Source organism: Caballeronia insecticola, assembly GCF_000402035.1.
In the GTDB taxonomy this organism is placed as follows: domain Bacteria; phylum Pseudomonadota; class Gammaproteobacteria; order Burkholderiales; family Burkholderiaceae; genus Caballeronia; species Caballeronia insecticola.
Genome location: NC_021289.1, coordinates 613385 through 631856, shown reverse-complemented (window position 1 = coordinate 631856; position 18472 = coordinate 613385). Strand labels below are relative to the sequence as shown.

General features: G+C 60.7%; 16 protein-coding genes. 4 read left to right on the top strand and 12 right to left on the bottom strand.

The features are described 5' to 3' along the window. Positions 1-111 precede the first annotated feature (111 nt). Positions 112-1068 carry a LysR family transcriptional regulator gene (locus tag BRPE64_RS27505; protein WP_044043441.1) on the top strand — a complete coding sequence of 319 codons (957 nt, stop codon included), beginning with the start codon at positions 112-114 and terminating at the stop codon, positions 1066-1068. Between the two features lie 3 nt (positions 1069-1071). Here the strand turns inward: BRPE64_RS27505 and BRPE64_RS27500 are convergent, their stop codons facing one another. From BRPE64_RS27500 to BRPE64_RS27490, 3 genes are all read right to left on the bottom strand, one after another. Continuing rightward, entirely contained in the window at positions 1072-1290 is a 219-nt protein-coding gene (locus BRPE64_RS27500; protein WP_016348249.1) for a DUF6900 domain-containing protein, read from the bottom strand. Positions 1291-1480: 190 nt separating this feature from the next. After that, complete coding sequence (locus BRPE64_RS32025) at positions 1481-4372, bottom strand: M14 family zinc carboxypeptidase (RefSeq protein ID WP_016348248.1); 2892 nt, start codon at positions 4370-4372, stop codon at positions 1481-1483. Further along, entirely contained in the window at positions 4369-4791 is a 423-nt protein-coding gene (locus tag BRPE64_RS27490; protein WP_016348247.1) for a hypothetical protein, read from the bottom strand. The genes BRPE64_RS32025 and BRPE64_RS27490 overlap by 4 nt, the downstream gene beginning before the upstream one ends. 472 nt (positions 4792-5263) lie before the next feature. Between BRPE64_RS27490 and BRPE64_RS27485 the strand changes: the two genes are divergently transcribed. Then, on the top strand, positions 5264-7378 hold the full coding sequence (locus BRPE64_RS27485; protein WP_051180564.1) for a zinc metalloprotease: 2115 nt from the start codon (positions 5264-5266) through the stop codon (positions 7376-7378). Between the two features lie 89 nt (positions 7379-7467). After that, positions 7468-7773, top strand: coding sequence for a hypothetical protein (locus tag BRPE64_RS27480; protein WP_144063553.1), 306 nt, complete (start codon positions 7468-7470; stop codon positions 7771-7773). Here BRPE64_RS27480 and BRPE64_RS27475 read toward each other — a convergent pair. Together BRPE64_RS27475 and BRPE64_RS27470 are read right to left on the bottom strand one after the other, a co-directional pair. Next, entirely contained in the window at positions 7749-8957 is a 1209-nt protein-coding gene (locus BRPE64_RS27475; protein ID WP_016348244.1) for a benzoate/H(+) symporter BenE family transporter, read from the bottom strand. The genes BRPE64_RS27480 and BRPE64_RS27475 overlap by 25 nt on opposite strands. A 66-nt stretch (positions 8958-9023) precedes the next feature. Then, positions 9024-10349, bottom strand: a complete 1326-nt coding sequence (locus BRPE64_RS27470; protein ID WP_044043439.1) for an MFS transporter — start codon at positions 10347-10349, stop codon at positions 9024-9026. 406 nt (positions 10350-10755) lie between these two features. Between BRPE64_RS27470 and BRPE64_RS27465 the strand changes: the two genes are divergently transcribed. After that, complete coding sequence (locus tag BRPE64_RS27465) at positions 10756-11262, top strand: MarR family winged helix-turn-helix transcriptional regulator (RefSeq protein ID WP_016348242.1); 507 nt, start codon at positions 10756-10758, stop codon at positions 11260-11262. A 14-nt stretch (positions 11263-11276) separates the two neighbouring features. Here BRPE64_RS27465 and BRPE64_RS27460 read toward each other — a convergent pair whose 3' ends face one another. The 7 genes from BRPE64_RS27460 to BRPE64_RS27430 all read right to left on the bottom strand — a co-directional run bounded on the left by BRPE64_RS27460 (position 11277) and on the right by BRPE64_RS27430 (position 18467). Next, positions 11277-12872 (bottom strand): MFS transporter, encoded by a 1596-nt coding sequence (locus BRPE64_RS27460; protein WP_016348241.1) that lies wholly within the window; start codon positions 12870-12872, stop codon positions 11277-11279. Positions 12873-12899: 27 nt separating this feature from the next. Next, a complete protein-coding gene (locus BRPE64_RS27455) occupies positions 12900-13523 on the bottom strand; it encodes an N-carbamoylsarcosine amidohydrolase (protein ID WP_016348240.1) in 624 nt (207 codons plus the stop codon). Positions 13524-13541: 18 nt separating this feature from the next. Then, a complete protein-coding gene (locus BRPE64_RS27450) occupies positions 13542-14576 on the bottom strand; it encodes a 2,5-dihydroxypyridine 5,6-dioxygenase (protein ID WP_044043437.1) in 1035 nt (344 codons plus the stop codon). Continuing rightward, positions 14563-15405: an alpha/beta fold hydrolase gene (locus tag BRPE64_RS27445; protein WP_016348238.1), complete on the bottom strand. Its 843-nt coding sequence runs from the start codon at positions 15403-15405 to the stop codon at positions 14563-14565. Before BRPE64_RS27445 ends, BRPE64_RS27450 begins: the two co-directional genes overlap by 14 nt. An 11-nt stretch (positions 15406-15416) precedes the next feature. Next, positions 15417-16169 carry a maleate cis-trans isomerase family protein gene (locus BRPE64_RS27440; protein WP_044043764.1) on the bottom strand — a complete coding sequence of 251 codons (753 nt, stop codon included), beginning with the start codon at positions 16167-16169 and terminating at the stop codon, positions 15417-15419. 33 nt (positions 16170-16202) lie between these two features. Further along, positions 16203-17195: an amidohydrolase family protein gene (locus tag BRPE64_RS27435; protein ID WP_016348236.1), complete on the bottom strand. Its 993-nt coding sequence runs from the start codon at positions 17193-17195 to the stop codon at positions 16203-16205. Between the two features lie 81 nt (positions 17196-17276). Beyond that, on the bottom strand, positions 17277-18467 hold the full coding sequence (locus tag BRPE64_RS27430) for a xanthine dehydrogenase family Fe-S subunit (RefSeq protein ID WP_016348235.1): 1191 nt from the start codon (positions 18465-18467) through the stop codon (positions 17277-17279). Positions 18468-18472: the final 5 nt, after the last annotated feature.

The following is an 18472-nucleotide window of genomic DNA, read 5'->3' as shown; positions in this document are numbered from 1 at the left end:
TTTATCGTCATCCATAAAACATTAGTCAAATTTCGCGTTATTATTCAGCGCATAAATTTAACTAATAGTTTGATTGCAGGCTTGCCGCTCAAGGCTTTCGAGGGATCACGCATGCGCACCGACATCGCCCGCTTTCTGAACGACCGGCTCGACTGGAACCTGCTGCGCACGTATCTCGTGATCATGCAGGAGCGCAGCCTCAGCCGCGCCGCCGCGCGTCTGCATGTGACGCAGCCGGCCGTGAGCCAGGCGCTGCGGCGGCTAGAGGAAACGCTAGAGCGCAGGCTCATCGAGCGGCGCGGCCCTTATTTCGCGCCGACGCAGGCGGGCGAAGAGGTGTATCGGATCGCAAGCGATATCTACGGGAATATTTCGCGGCTCGAAACAGAGCTGGACGATCGCACTGAAGACATCAGCGGCTCGATTCGTCTTCTCACGATCAGCCGGATCGAATCGCCCGTGTATGACGAATTTCTCGCGGAGTTTCATCGGGCTTATCCGCGCATCGATCTGCAGATCGAAGTCATGCGCTCGTCGGACATCATCTCTTCGCTGTTGCAGAAGACGGCGACGGCCGGGCTCGGCTTGTGCCGCACGCCGCACGAGAAGCTGGAAATGCGCTGTTTTCTGCGCCAGCGTTATGCAATTTTCTGCGGGCGGCATCATCGCCTGTTCGGAAAGTCGTCGCTGACAATGGACGACTTGCTCGCCGAAAACTTCGTGTCGTTCACAAGCGATCAGATCGGCGACAGTCTTTCGCCGCTCACCGTCTTTCGCGATCAGAAGGGTTTTACGGGCCGCATCGTGGCGTCGTCGCCGAGCCTCGATGAAGTGCGCCGGCTCATCTTTGCGGGCTATGGCGTGGGCTGCCTGCCGGAGCACATCGTGCGCGACGATATCGCGCAGCAACGCTTATGGCGCTTGCCGCCCGAGGAAGGACTCATGGATGTCGACGTGCATCTGCTATGGCATCGCGACCGCAAAATGAATGCGGCCGATCACGCATTTCTCGACAGCATGGAGCGCTGCATGCGACGCTATTCGCTTGCCGAGCGTCTTGGGAAATAAGGCTCAGTATTCTTGAGCGCATTTTTCGCGCGTTGTCGTATGGCCGACGAGCAGGCCGAAATCATAGGCACGTTCCAGCGCACGCGCGATATCTTCGACGCGGCACATGCGAATGTCGGAACTCGGTTTGCCAACGGGATCGAACGAATGAATGCCGAGTTCGTCGCGGGCAATCGTCAGCAGCGGCTCCCAGTGTGCTTCTTCCGTATTGCGATAGATCATGATGTGTTCTCCATACGCTTGCTTTCTTCAGCTACAAGGGTAGTAGAACGCCGGCCTCGGGCATGCGACGTTTCGCCGCGAATGGAGCGACACGTCTAAAAACGCAGTGTTTCATATCCCGAATCTTTAGACGATTAAGGGCGTCTCTTAGGACGCCCTCTTCTCTTCGCGCTTAAGCAGCTTAAATCTCTTAAGCACCGCCGCGCTTTTTCGCTAAACATTCGGCAATACGCGCCGCATCGATTTCGTAACGCTTGAGCAGCGCCCTCACGCCTCGATCCTGCAGCAGACACTCGATGACATCGCCGCAACAGCCTTTTTCACCGCCGTGCGAACGCGGCGGCGGATCATCGGCGCCGGCCCATACGCCCACCGTGCGAACCTGCTCGCGCGTGAAGGCAAGCCCTGCAAAGCTCGTACCGCTCGCGATATAGCGAAACGTATAGACGCCGGAGGCCGTCGCGTTCGATTGGCCTGTGAACTCCCCTGCTCCCGCATCGGCAAGCTTGAAGGTGCTCGTGTCGTTGTTCGGCCCGATCGCTTCGACGATAACGGATGCACCCGTATCGAGTGGAATGCCGAGTTGTCTCAACGTGACACGATGATCGATGACGCTCGGCGGTGTGCCGCGCTGTGCGCTTGCGTCCGCCGTCATCGCAAGCGAAGAACGCGCCTGCACCGTGACGCTGACCGGAATGCCGTGCGACACCACTTGCGCGCGCGCGACGGCCGTATCGCGCATGGCATCGCTTACGCCGGGTCCGCTTTCGCGCGCGAGTTCGAGACGCGCATACCATCGTCCGGCGTGCGCGGAGTGCGAAGGCCATACGACCGGCAATGAAAGTCGATAAGCGTCGAGTCCGGCGCCGGCCGTGAAGGCCGAATCGATCAGCGAGCCCACCGATGCCGGATCGATCAGATCGCCCGCCGGTGTTTCGACACGAAAGTTGAGATACTTGCGATAAGCCGATAAAAGAATGACATCGACCGATGTATCGCCTTCATTCAAATTAAAAGGAATACGAACAATCGTATTGCCGACGAAAGCATCCGGATCGACCACGATCTGACTGTTCGTCACGCCGCTCAAAATTTGCAGATAGTACTTCGCAACACGAAACTGCTCGGACGCCGACAGCGGCCCCGTTAGCATGAGATAGCCGCCCGTGTTGCTGACGAGCCGCGACAATGCAACAGGGTTCAACTCGTTCACCGTACCAAGCCCGATAGCGAAAACGCGATCGTCGATTTTCGAAGCAATATCGGCGATGAACTTCGATGTATTCTCCTCGCCGTCCGTGAACACGACCACCGCGCGACGGTCATAGCCCGCGGTCGCCACAAGCGTGTCGTGCGCCAGCGCGACACCATCGCCAATTGAAGTGCTCCCCGACAGATTCGTCAGATGGCTCGATATCGCGCTCTTTGCCTGCGCCCGTCCGGTTCCGAAGCCTAACGCGCCCGCCTGCACGACCGGCAGTCGCAGATACGCGTCCTGATCGAAAGCCGTTACGCCGATGCCGTCCGTATCGCCCAGCAATTCGACGAAGCTCGGCGCCGCATCGTGCAATACGTCGATGCGCTTCTTGCCCGGAATGCCCGAAGGATCGTCCATGCTGCCCGATTGATCGAGCACGAGCATCGCTTCGACGGTGGGTTTAGCGATCGCATTCGCGGTGATCGGAATGATCCACTGGCCGCCGGTCTGCGGACATGACACGGTCACGCTGCCCGCCGAACTCGTGCCCGCCGCGCCTGCCTTATAGCTCACCCACAGGCGCACTTCGCGCGTGGCCGCCGAGGGCGCGGCAGACAACGTCAACAGGCCGCCGAACGGCAAGCCGACGGTGCCCGGACCCGCTGTGAGCGTCGGACCGGCTGTGACCTGAAGCGTCACCGCTTGACAGCTTTGCACGGAAAACACGATGGCGCGCGCGGTTTCGGTGCTCGCGGGAATGTCGGTGAATGCGAGCTGGGTCGTGAGCGGCGCGACTGCAATCATGCCGCCCGCGCATGGTGCCGCGTTGCAGAACTCCATCAACGCGGCGGATATGTCATCGATGATGAGCTCCATCTCGCTCCACGCCGGATGGAAACGCGTGCCCCATTCGATCGTAAAGCCGTAGATCTTGCCCCTCGCCGGGTTTTCATAATGACGTGCGTAGACATAGTCGTCGCTTGCGCCGCTCGTCGCATACAGTCCGTATGAAGGCTCTGCCGTGTAGTTCTTGCCGCGCACGGCCGCGATCGCCGACTTCATGCGATTGGCGAGCGCAGCCGCTACCGCTTCGTCGTCGCCCGGAATGTATTCGGCGTAGGCATCGTTATAAAGACCGCGCTTGCCATCCCACGTCGCATTGCGAAAATTCTTTGCGGGATCGTTCGTCTGGTTCTGATCGTCGCCCCAGTTATAAAGGATCAGTTCTGAATAGCTATGAACGTCGATGAACCAGCGCGTGCGTGGTACCGCATCCACGAGCCATTGCACATTGCGCGTTTCCGGTTCGGAGAACGGTGCAGTGCCGTGAAATGTTTCGTTGCCCGGATCGGCCGATGCACCCGGCGAACCCGGCGCCATCTTGGTCGCGAAGTCCCAGAGAAAATCGTAATTGCGGTTGATGTCCACGCCGATCTTGCTTGGCGCGCCACCGCTCGACGCAGTGTTGCGATTCTTGCGCCAGCCGTCGAGGATATTCGCATCGTGCTGCTGGCTGAAGAGTCGTCCATCAGGATTCACGAGCGGGAATATCACGAACTCAAGCGAATTCATCATGTCCTGCACCGCGCCTGCCGTGAACGACTTGCCGCCGTATTGAAGGCCCGCGTTGTTCGTATAGGCGGACAAAAGATCCGTCGCGAAGTTGATCAGGATTTCGCAACTGCCCCATTCGCGTGCATGCACGCCGCCGATCATCATCACCGCGTCGCGTGCGCCGAAGCCGCCGTTGGAAATACGCAGCGCATGACTCGTGCGGCCTTCGATCGACGCATTCGGAAGCGACACGAGACTCGTGAGGGCCGGATACGCGCCCGCCAGATTAGCAATGGCCGATTCGACCTCGACGATGTTCAGATAGCTCATGACGACTTCCTCAGCAGGACACCGCGCCCCGTCGGCAATACGGACGGATCTTCGAAACGATTCCCTTCGCCGACTTGAGGCGGACCTTCATCGCCGAGATCGGCGGGATGCGCGACGATTTCGAGGCGGATCGCATCGGAGGCTTGTGCCTTCTGGACCGCGCTCTCGTGCATCAGCACATGCGCGGATACGGTGCCGTCAGCGCCCACGCGCGGACTGGCGCACGAGAATTCGAGCGGCGTCGTTTCGACAAAGCGCCTGAATTCGTCGACGTTGCCCGAAACGACCCGCACTTGCACCACGGGATCGCCGCCGGCGCCGGGCGCGTCGTGATCGTGTGTGTGGGATGTAACCGCTTTAGCGCGCTTGCGCGCGGGCGATTCGCCGGTTTTCTTGGCGCCGCCGGATTTGCTGACCATCGCGTCCTCCGTGAGTCGGAATGCGTGGCGCAGCTCAAGCCGGCCCGCCTCGCTTTGAGTCGCTCTTCGGGGCGGCTTGCTAGAGATAAAGACGTATCGCTTAGTGCAAGTGCGTCGTCTTGTCAGTCAGATTAGAAGATTGCAAGGAAAACCGAAAGCAACCGATCTAGTCTCTAACGGACGTTTTGTCCCCTTTGCAAGGCGCTCAGAGACTGTTCGCCAACCCACAGTGCGCGTTCGAAAATTGATTGCGAGCCGCACTTCCTCGACTATCGTTCGCTTACTCCTTTCTTGTATTTTGCTTTCTTTAAGAGAGCGTTCGAACTATCTCCCGGTCGTTTAGACCTTCATATTTCCGCCTCAATTCAGATTCTTTAGCGATATCGATAAGGTATCCGAATCAATAACAACTAAGTGGGCGTTTTGCTAAAAGCATGTCCGTGGCTACGCGCCGCGAAACGGAGTATTGACGATGCCTGCCCAAATCCCTCCGCTTCCCGAGTTTCTCGCTCCTTCCATTCAAGCGGATACCTCATCAGCCGACACGCCGATGTCAGCCGATGCCGCGCTCCTCTCCGGTGTGCTCGGCCCCGTCGTCACGCAGTCCCGCTCGCTGCGATGCGGCTGCTGGCTGCTGTCGTATCGCCCGACGGGTTCGTCGCAAGTCGTCTACGACGGCACATTGCGCGTCGAATGTCATCGTGCGGGGCGCACGGCGAGCGGCGATCTGTATCAGCGCAACGTGCGCATTTTTCCGCTGCCGCCCGCTTTTTCCGATCAAGGCGATAATGCGCTTGCGCCGGTCCGCCCGCTTCTATCGAATGCGCCCAAGCCCGCCAACGGAATTCCGGTCTTGCCACGCTCGCGTTATCGCTACTACATTCGCGTGACTTCAATGCCCGAGTTGATCTATCGCGGCAACGCCTTCACACTGGGTTTTGAGCTTTGGCGCTATACCGCGCCGAACGCGTGGGCGCTCGAATCGACGCTCAGCGCGCGAATGGTGCATATGGCGGCGCCGACCGGCTATCCGTCCGCATCCGATTATGCGGAAGGCGACGTGAAGAACGCGCAAGGCACAGTCACGGGCCGCCTCAAGATGGGATGGCTCAGCAGTTCCTTCCGCAAGTGCACGGTCGAGATCGATACCGTCAACGGCTCCGAACAGCCCACCACGAGCGGCGCGGGCCACACCTGGCAAACCGTGATGGACACGCTCGGCTGGCAGGTCAATCTGCGACTGAGCGACACGAACGTGACCGAGCCGAGCGGCGCTTCATGGTCCGATGCGGAAATGCATGCGGCCATGCTGGCCTATCGTGAAGCAACGAATCTCGACAACGAATGGCGCTATCACATCCTCGCCGTGAAGAACATCGACTCGACGCCACGCGGCATCATGTATGACGTGGCCGGAACGGACTCGAACAACGTGCCGCGCGAGGGTATCGGCATTGCATCGCACTGGACTATCGATCCGGGCTGGGGCACCGTCAGCGGCATGCGCTTCGGCACTGCATCGGCGCCCTATTTCCGCACGGCGATTCATGAAATCGGCCATGCGATGGGGCTCGTGCACAACTTCGCGGATCACGGCTACATGTGTACGAGCGACGTGATCGCGCAGGCGGGCACCGCGACGAATCCCTTTCCAGCCAACATCCAGTGGTCCTATCACCCGGACAATCTGAAGCAGCTCCGGCACTATCCCGATCCGTTCGTGCGGCCCGGCGCGGTGGCGTTCGGTGGAGCATCGTCGACGAGTCCTGCAATCACGCCGACCGATCTCGAAACCGAAGTCGAGGGACTCGCGCTCGAAGTCACGCCGCTTCTGGGCGAAGTGCCGATCGGCGCGCCGGTACGTGTCGATATCGCGCTCGTCAATCAAGGCAGCGTGCCGTTGCGTGTGCCAGCGGACCTCAGCATCAAGGGCGAATTCGTGTGCGGAGAGGTTGTCGATCCCGCAGGCAGCGCGCGCAGTTTTCGCACTGTCGTGCGTTGCATCGAAGACCATGCGTTCACGCTGCTCGATCCCGGCGAATCGATCCGCAATTCGATGACGCTGATGCGAGGCGCGGAAGGCGCGCTCTTTCCGATGCCCGGCGTCCACGGTATCGAAGTCGAAGTGCACTGGGACACCGAAGAGTTGATTGCGCACGTCGCGGGCTACGCAACCGTGATGGTGACGGGCGCGATGGATGCGCAGCACGCGGCCGCGGCGCATGCGGTCCTCGCGACGCCCGATGCGCATCTCGTGCTCGCGATCGGCGGCGATCATCTGACCGATGGCATCGCGGCGATTCATCAGGCGCTCGCATGCTCCGTGCTCGCGCCTCATTTCGCTGTGATCGAGGCGAAGCGCGTCGGGCGTCGTTTCGGCTCACGCAAGCCGGACGTCAAGGCCGCCGCCGCGATGATCGACGAGGACTCGGTGATGAGCGGCGCGGAAGTCGGCAAGCTTGCCGAGATCGCCGGTTCCGATACGAAAGCGAACGCTGCCACGAAAGGCTTGTCGAAAGTGCTGAAGTCGAAAGCCAGATCGATGACGCTTTCCTCGACGGCGAGCAAGGCGGTCGATGAGCTTTGAAGGCACTAATGCCGCTATTGCTGATGTCGATGGTGCTTGCGCCGTGCGTCAATGCAGGCACTGTCGATCGAACCCTGGAGAGCGCCGTCATGCAGAACGATCATGCCCGTCTCGCCGGGATCTGGCGCAAGCAAGGCGAACCGCCATGCGCCGCGCAATATCCGGCGCGTTTGCGCATCGAGCCCGGCGGCCTCTATTTCGGCGAAACCGATCCGCCGGGCACATTCACCTGGTGGGACGGCGGTACGTGGCGCGTGATTTCGCCGGGAAGGCTCGCATTGTCGGTGGCCAACGATGCCGTCATCGAATACGCGTTCACGTTGAACGAAGACCACTTCATCATCACGGACAAGGCGGGATGCGAAGTGGTCTATGAACGCGCTTCGTCCGACTGAGGCCGCTCGATCGCGTAATAGACCACACATCCCGCGACCACGCCCCAGAATGCCGCGCCGATTCCAAGCAAGGTCACATCGCTCAAGGTGACGACGAACACGATCATCGCACTCAGCGGCAAAGCCGAACGGAACGCGCTGATGAAGGCTTTTTCCAGCACGCCCATCATCGCGAGTCCGGCGAGTACCGCAATGTATGCGCCCGGCAAACTCGTCAGAAGAAACACGTATGCGGTGGCGAAAATACCGATCAGCACGCACAGCACGCCAGCAATCAGTGCGCCGATGTAATGTTGTCCATGCTTGCCGCCCGATACGAGAATCGCGTTGCTCGGCCCGGTCAGCACAGACGGACAACCGCCGAACGGCGCCGTGATCGCGGTGAGCACGCCGCTATAGATCGTCACCAGCCGCAATGACGTGTGATACCCCGACGCCCGCGTCACCGCGATACCCTGCGCGTTCTGCACGAACAGCACGGTAATCAACATAGGCAACAGCAACTGTGAGATCGCGTGAATGTCGAAACGCGGCGCGACGAGCGCGGGCGTGGCCACCCAAGCGCCGCCACTATGGCTCGGCAACTGAAAACCTGTAGCGAAGAGAATCGCCGCTCCTGCCAGCATGGCGCCGATGAGCGGCGGCATGGGCGCGGCCTTGCGTCGTTCGAGCCACATCAGACCGAAGAACGCGATCAACATGCCGCCGCCGATGTAGGGCGCGGCGATCGTCGAATGCACGACAGCGAGCACGTACTTGATGAAGAGACCCGCGATCATCGCCATGACGACAGGCATCGGCACCCATCGGTCGAGCAATGCGACGAGATTCGTCAGACCAAGCACGAGCAGCACGACCGCGCAGACGAGATACGTGCCCACCGCGGCACCGAAACCATATTGCGCGATCACCGGCGCAGCGAGAATCGCGCCGGGAATGGTCCATAGAAACAGCAGAGGCTGACGCATCTTCCAGCTGATCGCGATGCTCGCAAGCCCGTTGATGCCGATGGATGCAAAGAGCCACGACGATGTCTGCGCCAACGTCAGCCCGCCTTCCCGCGACGCCGCGATGATGATCGCGACGGGTCCCGTCGCGGAGAAGCTCATGCTCGCGAACGCAAGCGAGAAGTACAAGAGCCACGACCGGCCGAGGCCGGTCCCGGATGCATCGCCAACGGACATAGATCACTCGGAGGGAAACTCGCCCGCGCCGTGCTGCGCGGGTTCGCAACGATCAAGGGCTCGGCGTCAATGCGCCGCCGCTGCTTCGGCATGCACGGGCGCACGCCACACGAGGCCGATGATCACGCCGAGCACGCACAGCGCGCCAATGTACCATGCGGGCGCCATCGTGAAGCCTTGACGTCCCACCATGAACGAGGCAATGGCGGGCGCGGTGCCGCCGAAAATCGCGTAGGCGGTGTTGTATGAAAGCGCAAAGCCGGTGAAGCGCACTTCCGGAGGAAAGCTCTTCACGATGATGTAGGGCCCGAGCGTGATGGTCCCGACGAGGAAGCCGCCGAGGATATAGAGCGTCCACACCGACTGGCTGCCGCTGCTCAAGCCCATATAGAACGCGCCGGTGACGAGCAGCATTGCGACGCTGCCGATCGCGTAAGCGCGGCCTCCGCCGATCTTGTCCGCGGCCCAACCGGCGAAGGTGCTGCCGAGGATCAGCCCGAAGATCGACCACGAGTTGTTGGTGAACACGTCCTTCGGCGCGAAATGAAACTGCGATTGCAGGAACGTCGGCGTGTAGAGGAAGTACAGCACGAAGATGCCGGAGAAGACCCACGTCGCGAGCAGCGAGACGACGATCGCACCGCGATGTTCCTTCAGCACCACCGCAAGCGGCATACGCGTATCGGCGGCACGCTTTGCACGCAAGGCTTCGAACACAGGCGTCTCTTGCAGATAGCGGCGCAGATAAACCGAAACCAGACCGAATACGCCGCCCGCGATGAACGGCAGACGCCAGCCCCAGCTTTTCAAATCGGCCGCCTCCATATTGCCGATCAGGAACTTCGCCGACAGCGCGCCCAGCAGGATGCCGGTGCACAGACCCGACATGAGCAGACCGCACGCGAGACCGATACGCTCGCGCTTCACGTGCTCCGAGCAGAAGATCCACGCGCCCGGCACTTCGCCGCCGACAGACAGCCCCTGCAGAATGCGGCACAGCAGGAACAGCAGCGGCGCGACGAGACCGAGCGTCGCGTAGCTCGGCAACAAGCCGATGAGCAGTGTCGGCGCGGCCATCAGGAACAGGCTCAACGCAAACATCCTTTTCCGGCCAATGCGGTCGCCAAAATGGGCGAAGAAGATACCGCCGATCGGCCGCACGAGATATCCCGCCGCGAAAATGCAGAACACTTCGAGTTGCGCGAGCCATTCGGGCGTCTGCGGCGGAAAGAACACCGTCGCGAGCAACTTGGTAAAGAACACCGCGACGATGAAGTCGTAGTATTCCAGCGCGCCGCCGAGCGACGCCAGCATCAGCGTCTTGATATCGTTGCGAGACATCGACCGCCCTTGAATGGCGACGTCGTCCGTCTGTACAGGGGTAGAACTCATGGTTAGCTCCAAACTCCGAGTGAGGTGACGTTTAAACGCATTCGCCATTTAATCAGTATGCTGATTATTCATGTGTTCGGGTCCCGCTACACACGAACAGATCCGCCCTGATGCCTGCGCGATGCATCGTTCTATTGACTTCTTGTATTGACATCGGTCATTGACTTCTTGCGCTGCTGCCATCAGCATTCGTCAGTACGCTGATAGATAGCTTTGTATCCGGAAAAAAATGGCAGCGCAACTATGATTGCACCTACAATTTCGCGATCATTCATGGCTCCGGTTGCAGTGCATCAAGCAGCGCGGGCGCGCTTCGTTTTCACATTGCGTATCACATCGCTTATGACATCGAGACCCGCGACCGCTACACTCCTGTGTGACAGAACTTCTTCCAGAAAGGTAAAGGATGGGCACCGTAGCCGAGAAAAAAGCTGCCGCTTCCGACAACGGAATCGAGACCGGACATCTGTGGCAGCGCCCGGGTTTCCTGATCCGGCGGCTCAATCAGATTCATATCGCGCTCTTCTTCGAGTGCTGCAAGGATTTCGCCATCACGCCCGTGCAATACGGCCTGCTGACCACGCTGAGCGAGCGGCCCGGCCTCGACCAGACGTCGCTGTGCGCGGAAGTGGGCGTCGATCGCACCACCATGGCCGACGTGCTGCGCCGTCTCGAAGAGCGCGGCCTCGTCAAGCGCGAACCGAGTCCCCACGACGGGCGTCTCAAGATCGCCAACATCACCGCGAAGGGACGCCGCGTGATGAAGGACATGTACGGCAGCATGCGTGAAGCGCAGGTGCGATTTCTGAGTCCGCTCAGTCCCGAAGATCGCGTTCATTTCGTGCGCATGATGATGCAACTCGTCGAAGGCAATAACCAGTACGGCCGCACGTCGCTCAAGCATTTCGACTGAAGCATTTAATTCGATCATTGCGTGATGTCGCGGCGGTACGTCTCCGGCACGAAGAGCGCGCCGACCGCGAACGAGACTAGCGCAATCACGATCGGATACCAGAGCCCGAAATACACGTTGCCGCGCGCGACCGCCATCGCGGACACCACGAACGGCAGCATGCCGCCGAACCAGCCCGAGCCAAGATGAAACGGCAACGATAGCGACGTATAGCGAATGCGCGCAGGGAAAAGCTCGACCATGAACGCGGCCATCGGTCCATAGACCATCGCCAGATAGAGCAACAACAGCCACATCAGGAAGACGACCATCGGCGCATCGATCCGCGCAGGGTCGGCATGGGCGCTCCATCCGGATGCGATCAACGCCTGCTCCAGTTGTCGACGATCACTGCCGTGCACCATGATCGAGCCGACTTCCGTCGATACGCCCTCGCCTGCTTGCTGCGGCAAGCGACTGTACGACACGCCGGATGCGCTCAGAAACGAGCGTATGCGGTCGCATTCCGTGACCGGCGCAGAGAACAGCGTAAAGCGGCAATCGTTCGCACGGACCGTGACGGGCGCACGCTGCTGGAATGCTTCGAGCTGCGGATTGGCGTAGTGCGTGAGCGCATGAAAGATCGGCTGCGTCGTCACCGCGAGCAGCAGGCATGCGAGCATCATGATCCACTTTCGTCCGATGCGATCGGATAACCAGCCGAACACGACATAGAACGGAAACACGGCAATCAGCGCAATCGCGAGGAAAAGGTTCACCGTGTTCGGTGCAACCTTCAGCGTGTTTTGCAGGAAATACATCGAGTAGAAATGCCCGGTCCCGAACACGACGCCCACGCCCGATGCCGTGCTGAACAACATGATGAGCACGTATTTCAGGTTCGCCCATCTGCCGAAGCTCTCCGCTATCGGCGACTTCGACAGTCTGCCCGCCTGCTTCATCTCGCGAAACGTCGGCGACTCCGCGAGCTTCGTGCGCAAATACACCGAGATCGCGAGCAGCACGACCGAGACGAGAAACGGCAGACGCCAACCCCAGTTCTGGAAGGCGGCTTCGTCCATCGAGGCGCGGCTCACGCTGACAGCCACGATAGACGTGAGCAAGCCGAGCGTCGCGGTCGTCTGCAACGAACTCGTATAAAAGCCTCGCCGATTGCGCGGCGAGTGTTCCGCGAGATACGTGGCTGCGCCGCCCGTTTCGCCGCCGAGCGCGAATCCCTGCAACAGACGAAGCGCCACGAGCAGGACCGGCGCCAGCATGCCGATCTTCTCGAACGAGGGCAGCAAGCCCACGCCGACTGTCGCAATACCCATCAGCACGATGGTCGCCATGAACGTGTACTTGCGTCCGATTCGATCGCCGAGCCGGCCGAAAAACAGCGCACCGAGCGGACGCACGAGAAAGCCCGCGCCGAATGTGGCGAGGCTCGCGAGAAACGCGACGGTATCGTTGCCGCTCGGAAAGAACAAGGTGCTGAATGTGGCCGCCAGCGCCGCATAGATATAGAAGTCATACCATTCGAGCAGCGCGCCGAACGACGACGCAACAATCAGCGTGAACTCGTGTCGCGTGACTACGCGCTGCGACCGCTCCGAAAGAGACGTGGCCATGTCGATCCCATGCGTGCTATCGGCTGATCAAAGATCCTTGAGCAGTTCGAGTGCTTCGTCGCGCTTCATCACGGCGGCATACTTCTGCGCCATATCGAACAGATTCGCTTCGTGCGGCGCAAGCGCACGATCGCCGACGCAATCGGACAGCACGAACGGACGGAAGCCATATTGCATTGCATCGACCACGGATGAGCGCACGCATCCGCTTGTCACAGCGCCTGCAATCACGAGCGTGCGCACGCCGTGCTGTGTCAGCCACGCTGCAAGCGACGTACCGAAGAACGCCGACGGCACCGTCTTGCGCACGACGAGTTCGCCCTTGCGCGGCGTGAGTTGCGGCACGATCGCGCTGTTATGGGATTGCTCTTTCAGCGCGAGCAGACCGGGCACTTTCATCGTGAAGATGTTGTGATCGGTGTCGTCGTCGGCGAAGACGATACGGCTGTGCGCCACCGGCCAGCGCTTCTCGCGCGCATGCGCCAGCAAGGGAATGGTGTTCTCGATCGCCTGAGGAATATTGCCGCCGCCGAACACCTCGGGATTCGCAAAGCCGTTCACGAAGTCGACGATCAACAGCCCGACCGGAGCCTGCGGCGCAAGCGACGAGCCGAAGCTCTGACGCGCATAAGTTTCGATATCGTGGAACATGTGAGTGCTTTTCGTGATTTAGCGGTCGAGTACCACGCCGTTGCGAACGACGGCTTCGCCATCGAGATATACATCGCAATGGCGCAGAGGGATATCGATATGACAGGTGGTCGTGCGGCTTCCGCCCGCTTCGTTGTTGGGCCCGAGCGAGAACAGGAAATTGCCTTCGAACGCGCGCGCGTCCATGCCGATAGTCGCCTCGCGATCGTAAAGACCGAGCGTCGACCAGTGCGCACGCGCTTGCAGGCCCCAGCCGATATGCGAGATTGCGTACCCTTCTGGATCGTCGAAGGTCGCCATGTATTCGCTCAGCAGCTCGGCATCGATGCCACCTTCGATGCGCGTCGCATAACCGCCTTCCACCGTTAGCTCGATGCGATCCTGCACGTAGCGCTTTTGCGGCAGCAGGATATCGCCGCGATCGATCACGATGCGGCCATGCGCGTGTCGATCGTTCGGAAAGGTCAGCGCGAAGCCGCTCGGCCAGTGGTCCCAGCGGCCGGGTTCATCGACGAAACCGTATTCGGCGATCGGCTCGAACTCACCCAACGGGCACCGAAAGTCCGTGCCGGCCGCCGACACGATATGCATCTCGCGCGCGCGTGCGATGCGTGCCTGCGCGGCGAGCACGCGTTCGCGATCGGCAGGCGTCGGCACGAGTCGCGTGAGAATTTCCGGCGGCTCCACGGCGAGCAGAATCTTCGTCCCTGTCTTCAGAATATCGAGTTGCTCGGGCGAAAACAGCAGCGTCATCAAGTCGAGCACGAGATCGCTTTCCTTCAGCGCGGCGATTGCCGCGCGATTCCCGGTTAGCGGTGTCGTGCCGAGATAAGCCAGCGAATCGCGGCTCAGCGCCTTCTCGCCGTTGACGGGCGGAAGATCGAGACGATTGACGATGGCGCCCATTGCCTGCGTCGCGATGAGCGCGGTCGCAAGCGTTTGAGGATGCGTGGATGCACTCGTGAGAATGGTGACGGTCTGGCCCGGCTCCAGGCGCGAAAGCTTGAGCACACGGGTCCATGCATCGACCATCTGATAGTCACTGACTGGCATGCCTGCCTCCTTGTTCGCTGAGTGATGCACCCAGAAAATCGCCGAGCGCCGCGTAGAAACCGGCTTCGTCATCCCACGGAATCATGTGGCCCGCATCGGGTACGCGCACATGTTCGAGTTGCGGCACAAGCGCGCGTATCTCGTCGACATCGGCATCACGCACGACGTCGCCGCGTCCCGCCGTAACGAGTAGCGCGGGTATCTTCAGATGCGGAAGATCGGCGTGAATGTCGTCGGTATGAAAGCCCTCGAAGCTCGCGCGGATCGCGCGTTCGTCGCACGTATGCAGCCATTCGGCGCGCAACGCGAGTTGCTCGTTGGTCCAGGTCGGGCAGAAGGCGCGCATCGCATCCGCGCTCATGCCTTCCCGCGACTGGCGAATCGAATCGATATACCAAGGCAATTGCGACGGATACGGCCGGCGTCCCGGACCTGACACGGGAGGATCGATCATCGCAATGCGCGCCATGCCTACGGGCTTCGCACGCGCCGCGCGAATGCCGATACGCGCGCCCATCGAATGGCCGATGACGCTGTAACGCTCGAATCCCAAAGTAGTTGCGAATGCAATCAAATCGGCCGCTTGCGCATCGAGGCTGTAATCGAGCGATTCCGATGCGAACGACAGGCCGCGTCCCCGCACGTCGAGCACGTAGGTATCGAACGTCTTGCCGATATGCTCCGCGACGAAGCCCCACGTGACAGCCGGACTCGTGATGCCCGGCACGATGATCACGGGGTCGCGTTCCGCGCGCGTACCGCCATAGCGTAGATAGTGTTGACGGATGCCGTTTGCCTGAACGTTCGCGCCGTATAGATAGCTCGACATACCGGCCTCGCTCAATACGCGCCGGACAGCAACGCGCCCGCGCCGGGAACGATGGCTTCCAGTCCGAGTTGTTTGAGCATGGCATAGGTCGTCGCGACAGCGGCTGTGACGACCGGCTTGCCCGTCATCGCCTCGACCTTCGCTATAACCGGCAGCGACGGCATCTGAACGCACGCAGACAGCACGATGGCGTCGGCTTCCTGATAACGCATCGACATGACGATCTCAGGCAACAGCGCCGGATCGTGCCGGGCAACGTCGAGATTGTCCGGAATCTCGAGCGCGCGATAGTCGATCACGTCGTAGTCTTCGTTGCGGATATAGTCGACGACGAGTTCGGTCAGCGGCTTCATATAAGGCGTCACGACCACGACGCGTTTCGCGCCGATCACCTTCAACGCATCGACCAGTGCGCCCGCGCTCGTAACGACAGGTGCAGCGCCGCCGTTCTCCACGGTGCGCTCGTGCAGACGCTTTTGCGATACACGGTGATAGCCATGTCCCATCGCCATGATCGCGACGAGACACGCATAACCGAGCACATCGACGCGCGCATCGGAAAGCTCGATTGCGCAGCGGTCCGACTCGCCATCCATCGCGGCGAGTTCCTCCTTGACCACTTTCTTCATGCGCATGCGGCTCGAATGAAACGTGAAGCGTTCGGGACGGATCGTCTGGCGCGCGAGCAACATCGCGGGAATCTCGGTTTCCATCGTGGTGTTCGAACTCGGCACGATCTGGCCGATGCGATAAGGCTTCGTCATGTGCTGCTCCATGTGCTTGAAGTGTTCTGAATGTCAGAGGCGGAAGATGCGTTCGGCGTTGCCGTGACAGACGAGCGCGCGCGTCGCATCGTCGAGCGGTGCGCGTTCGATGAACTCCGCTGCGATCTGCGTGGATTCGTACGGATAGTCCACCGAGAACATCACCGCATGCGCCCCCATTTCGCCGATCGCGCCGATCAGCGCGGGCGCGGAACACACACCCGATGTCGTGATCAGGATGTTCGTGCCGATGTATTCCGAAGGCGCACGTTCGAGACTCACGCCATGCGAATACACAGCAAAGCGGCTGTCGAAGCGCCAGCGCAGAAACGGCAAGCCTTCGCCCATGTGGCCGAGAATGATCTTCAGCTTCGGGAAGCGGTCGAATACGCCGCTAAAGAGCAGGCGTAACGCATGACTGCCGGTTTCGACGCCCCATCCCCAGGTCGCGCCCGCGAGTTCGGGATGACCGTCGAGCACGCGCGGATTCACGAACGCATCGGTCGGATGCAGGTATAAGGGCACATCGAGTTCCTGCATGGTCGCCCAAAAGGAATCGTATGAGCGATCGTCGTAATAGACGCCCAGCGTGTGGCCGTTGACGAGCGCGCCCTTGAAGCCGAGTTCGCGCACGGCGCGCGTCAGTTCGTCGGATGCGGCCTTTGCCGTATGCATCGGCAAGGTCGCAAAGCCGCCGAAGCGCGCGGGATGCCGTGCGATCTGCCCGGCGAGGAAGTCATTGCTTTCCTTCGCGCGGCTGATGGCGAGCGTTGCATCGGGCTCGCCCTGCACGCTCGGCCCCGTCTGCGACAGAATCGTATAGTCGATGCCCGCGCGGTCCATTTCGGCAATGCGCTGCTCGTCGAAGTCCGTGAGACGCGCCGCGAGATCGCGCAGCACTTCCGGTGCGATATGTTGCGTGAAGCTCTTTGAATAGCCTTGAAAGCCCGGCGTGCTGAAGTGCTCTTCCAGAGCGATCTTGCGAATCCGATTGCTCATCGTGCTGATTGTGCTCATCGTGCTCATTGAGTCCCCATTTGATCAGTAGGCTGACGATATGATCGAAGTGATGATGTACCGGACCGCGTGCGCTCCGGACATGGTCGCTTAATCGCCCTTTCCGAAAATCTGTTTGATGCGCCCCCAGATGACGCTCCACACGAGGCTGCCCGCGTTGAACTTCGCGGACGATGCCGATACGGATGCATCCGGTGCGGCGTTTCCGCCGAGTTGCGCCGTGATGCGCGCGCCGAAGTCCGCGATCATGCGGCGCACGAAATCCTTGACCAGACCCGAGCGCGAAAACTGCGCAAGCGGCCCTTGCAGCATGTATTCCAGCGTGACGGCGACGCGCGTTTGCATACCGTCCGCTTCGCTCGTCAACGCATACGTGACATCGCCATTGGCGCGCGAGCGGCTGATGTTGTCCTGTCCGGCGCCGTGCATCACTGCGCGATGGGCGGCGTCGTCGCGTTCGAGCCGCGCGGCGCCCACGAAGTTCGCCGACATCGGGCCGAACTTGATCGCGATCTTGCCTTTCACGGTTTCGCCATCGTGTTCGAGCAATTCGGCGCCCGGAAGACACGATGTCACCGATGGCAGATCGCCCATGAACGCCCACACGCGCTCAAGCGCAAAGGGCACGACGAAGCTGTCGTCGATGGCGGTCCAACCCTTGCGCTGCGCGGCGGGCTGATCCGTCGATGCGGTATTCGCTACCGCAGGCGTGGGCGGCGCGCTGGCAGGCGCAGCGGCGAACGTCTGAAACGCAGGCGCCGAGATAGTTGCATCGCTAACTATTGCGCGTGCAACGGGTGCATCTGCAAGCGGATTTTCCTTGAGGTCATGAAGCACCGCCTTGATCGCCGCGACGATGCCCATGTAGCCCGTACATCGGCACAGGTTCCCCGACAACTCCAGCCGGATGCGCGCTTCGTCGGCATCGGGGAAGCGGCGCACGATATCGCGCGCGGTGATCAGCATGCCCGGCGTGCAGTAGCCGCATTGCAAGCCATGATGGATCGAGAACGAATGACGCAGACGCTTCATCAGTTCGTCTTCGTCGAAGCCTTCTATCGTGCGGACTTTCTGTTGATCGCACGCAACGGCGAACGTGATGCACGAGCGCACCGGCTCGCCGTCGACGAGTACGGTACAGGCACCGCATACGCCGTGTTCGCAGCCGAGATGCGTGCCCGTCAGATTTTGTGTATCGCGCAGGAAGTCGCCGAGATGCATGCGCGCTTCGATATCGCCGCGCACGGAGCGGTCGTTGATGGTGAGTTCGATCACGGACATTGCAG

Coding starts and splice junctions, on each gene's coding strand:
- BRPE64_RS27430 (WP_016348235.1), bottom strand. CDS start 18,467: ATGTCCGTGATCGAACTCACCATCAACGACCGCTCCGTGCGCGGCGAT.
- BRPE64_RS27460 (WP_016348241.1), bottom strand. CDS start 12,872: ATGGCCACGTCTCTTTCGGAGCGGTCGCAGCGCGTAGTCACGCGACAC.
- BRPE64_RS27455 (WP_016348240.1), bottom strand. CDS start 13,523: ATGTTCCACGATATCGAAACTTATGCGCGTCAGAGCTTCGGCTCGTCG.
- BRPE64_RS32025 (WP_016348248.1), bottom strand. CDS start 4,372: ATGAGCTATCTGAACATCGTCGAGGTCGAATCGGCCATTGCTAATCTG.
- BRPE64_RS27440 (WP_044043764.1), bottom strand. CDS start 16,169: ATGACGAAGCCTTATCGCATCGGCCAGATCGTGCCGAGTTCGAACACC.
- BRPE64_RS27470 (WP_044043439.1), bottom strand. CDS start 10,349: ATGAGTTCTACCCCTGTACAGACGGACGACGTCGCCATTCAAGGGCGG.
- BRPE64_RS27480 (WP_144063553.1), top strand. CDS start 7,468: ATGCAGAACGATCATGCCCGTCTCGCCGGGATCTGGCGCAAGCAAGGC.
- BRPE64_RS27450 (WP_044043437.1), bottom strand. CDS start 14,576: ATGCCAGTCAGTGACTATCAGATGGTCGATGCATGGACCCGTGTGCTC.
- BRPE64_RS27465 (WP_016348242.1), top strand. CDS start 10,756: ATGGGCACCGTAGCCGAGAAAAAAGCTGCCGCTTCCGACAACGGAATC.
- BRPE64_RS27505 (WP_044043441.1), top strand. CDS start 112: ATGCGCACCGACATCGCCCGCTTTCTGAACGACCGGCTCGACTGGAAC.
- BRPE64_RS27435 (WP_016348236.1), bottom strand. CDS start 17,195: ATGAGCACGATGAGCACAATCAGCACGATGAGCAATCGGATTCGCAAG.
- BRPE64_RS27485 (WP_051180564.1), top strand. CDS start 5,264: ATGCCTGCCCAAATCCCTCCGCTTCCCGAGTTTCTCGCTCCTTCCATT.
- BRPE64_RS27500 (WP_016348249.1), bottom strand. CDS start 1,290: ATGATCTATCGCAATACGGAAGAAGCACACTGGGAGCCGCTGCTGACG.
- BRPE64_RS27475 (WP_016348244.1), bottom strand. CDS start 8,957: ATGTCCGTTGGCGATGCATCCGGGACCGGCCTCGGCCGGTCGTGGCTC.
- BRPE64_RS27490 (WP_016348247.1), bottom strand. CDS start 4,791: ATGGTCAGCAAATCCGGCGGCGCCAAGAAAACCGGCGAATCGCCCGCG.
- BRPE64_RS27445 (WP_016348238.1), bottom strand. CDS start 15,405: ATGTCGAGCTATCTATACGGCGCGAACGTTCAGGCAAACGGCATCCGT.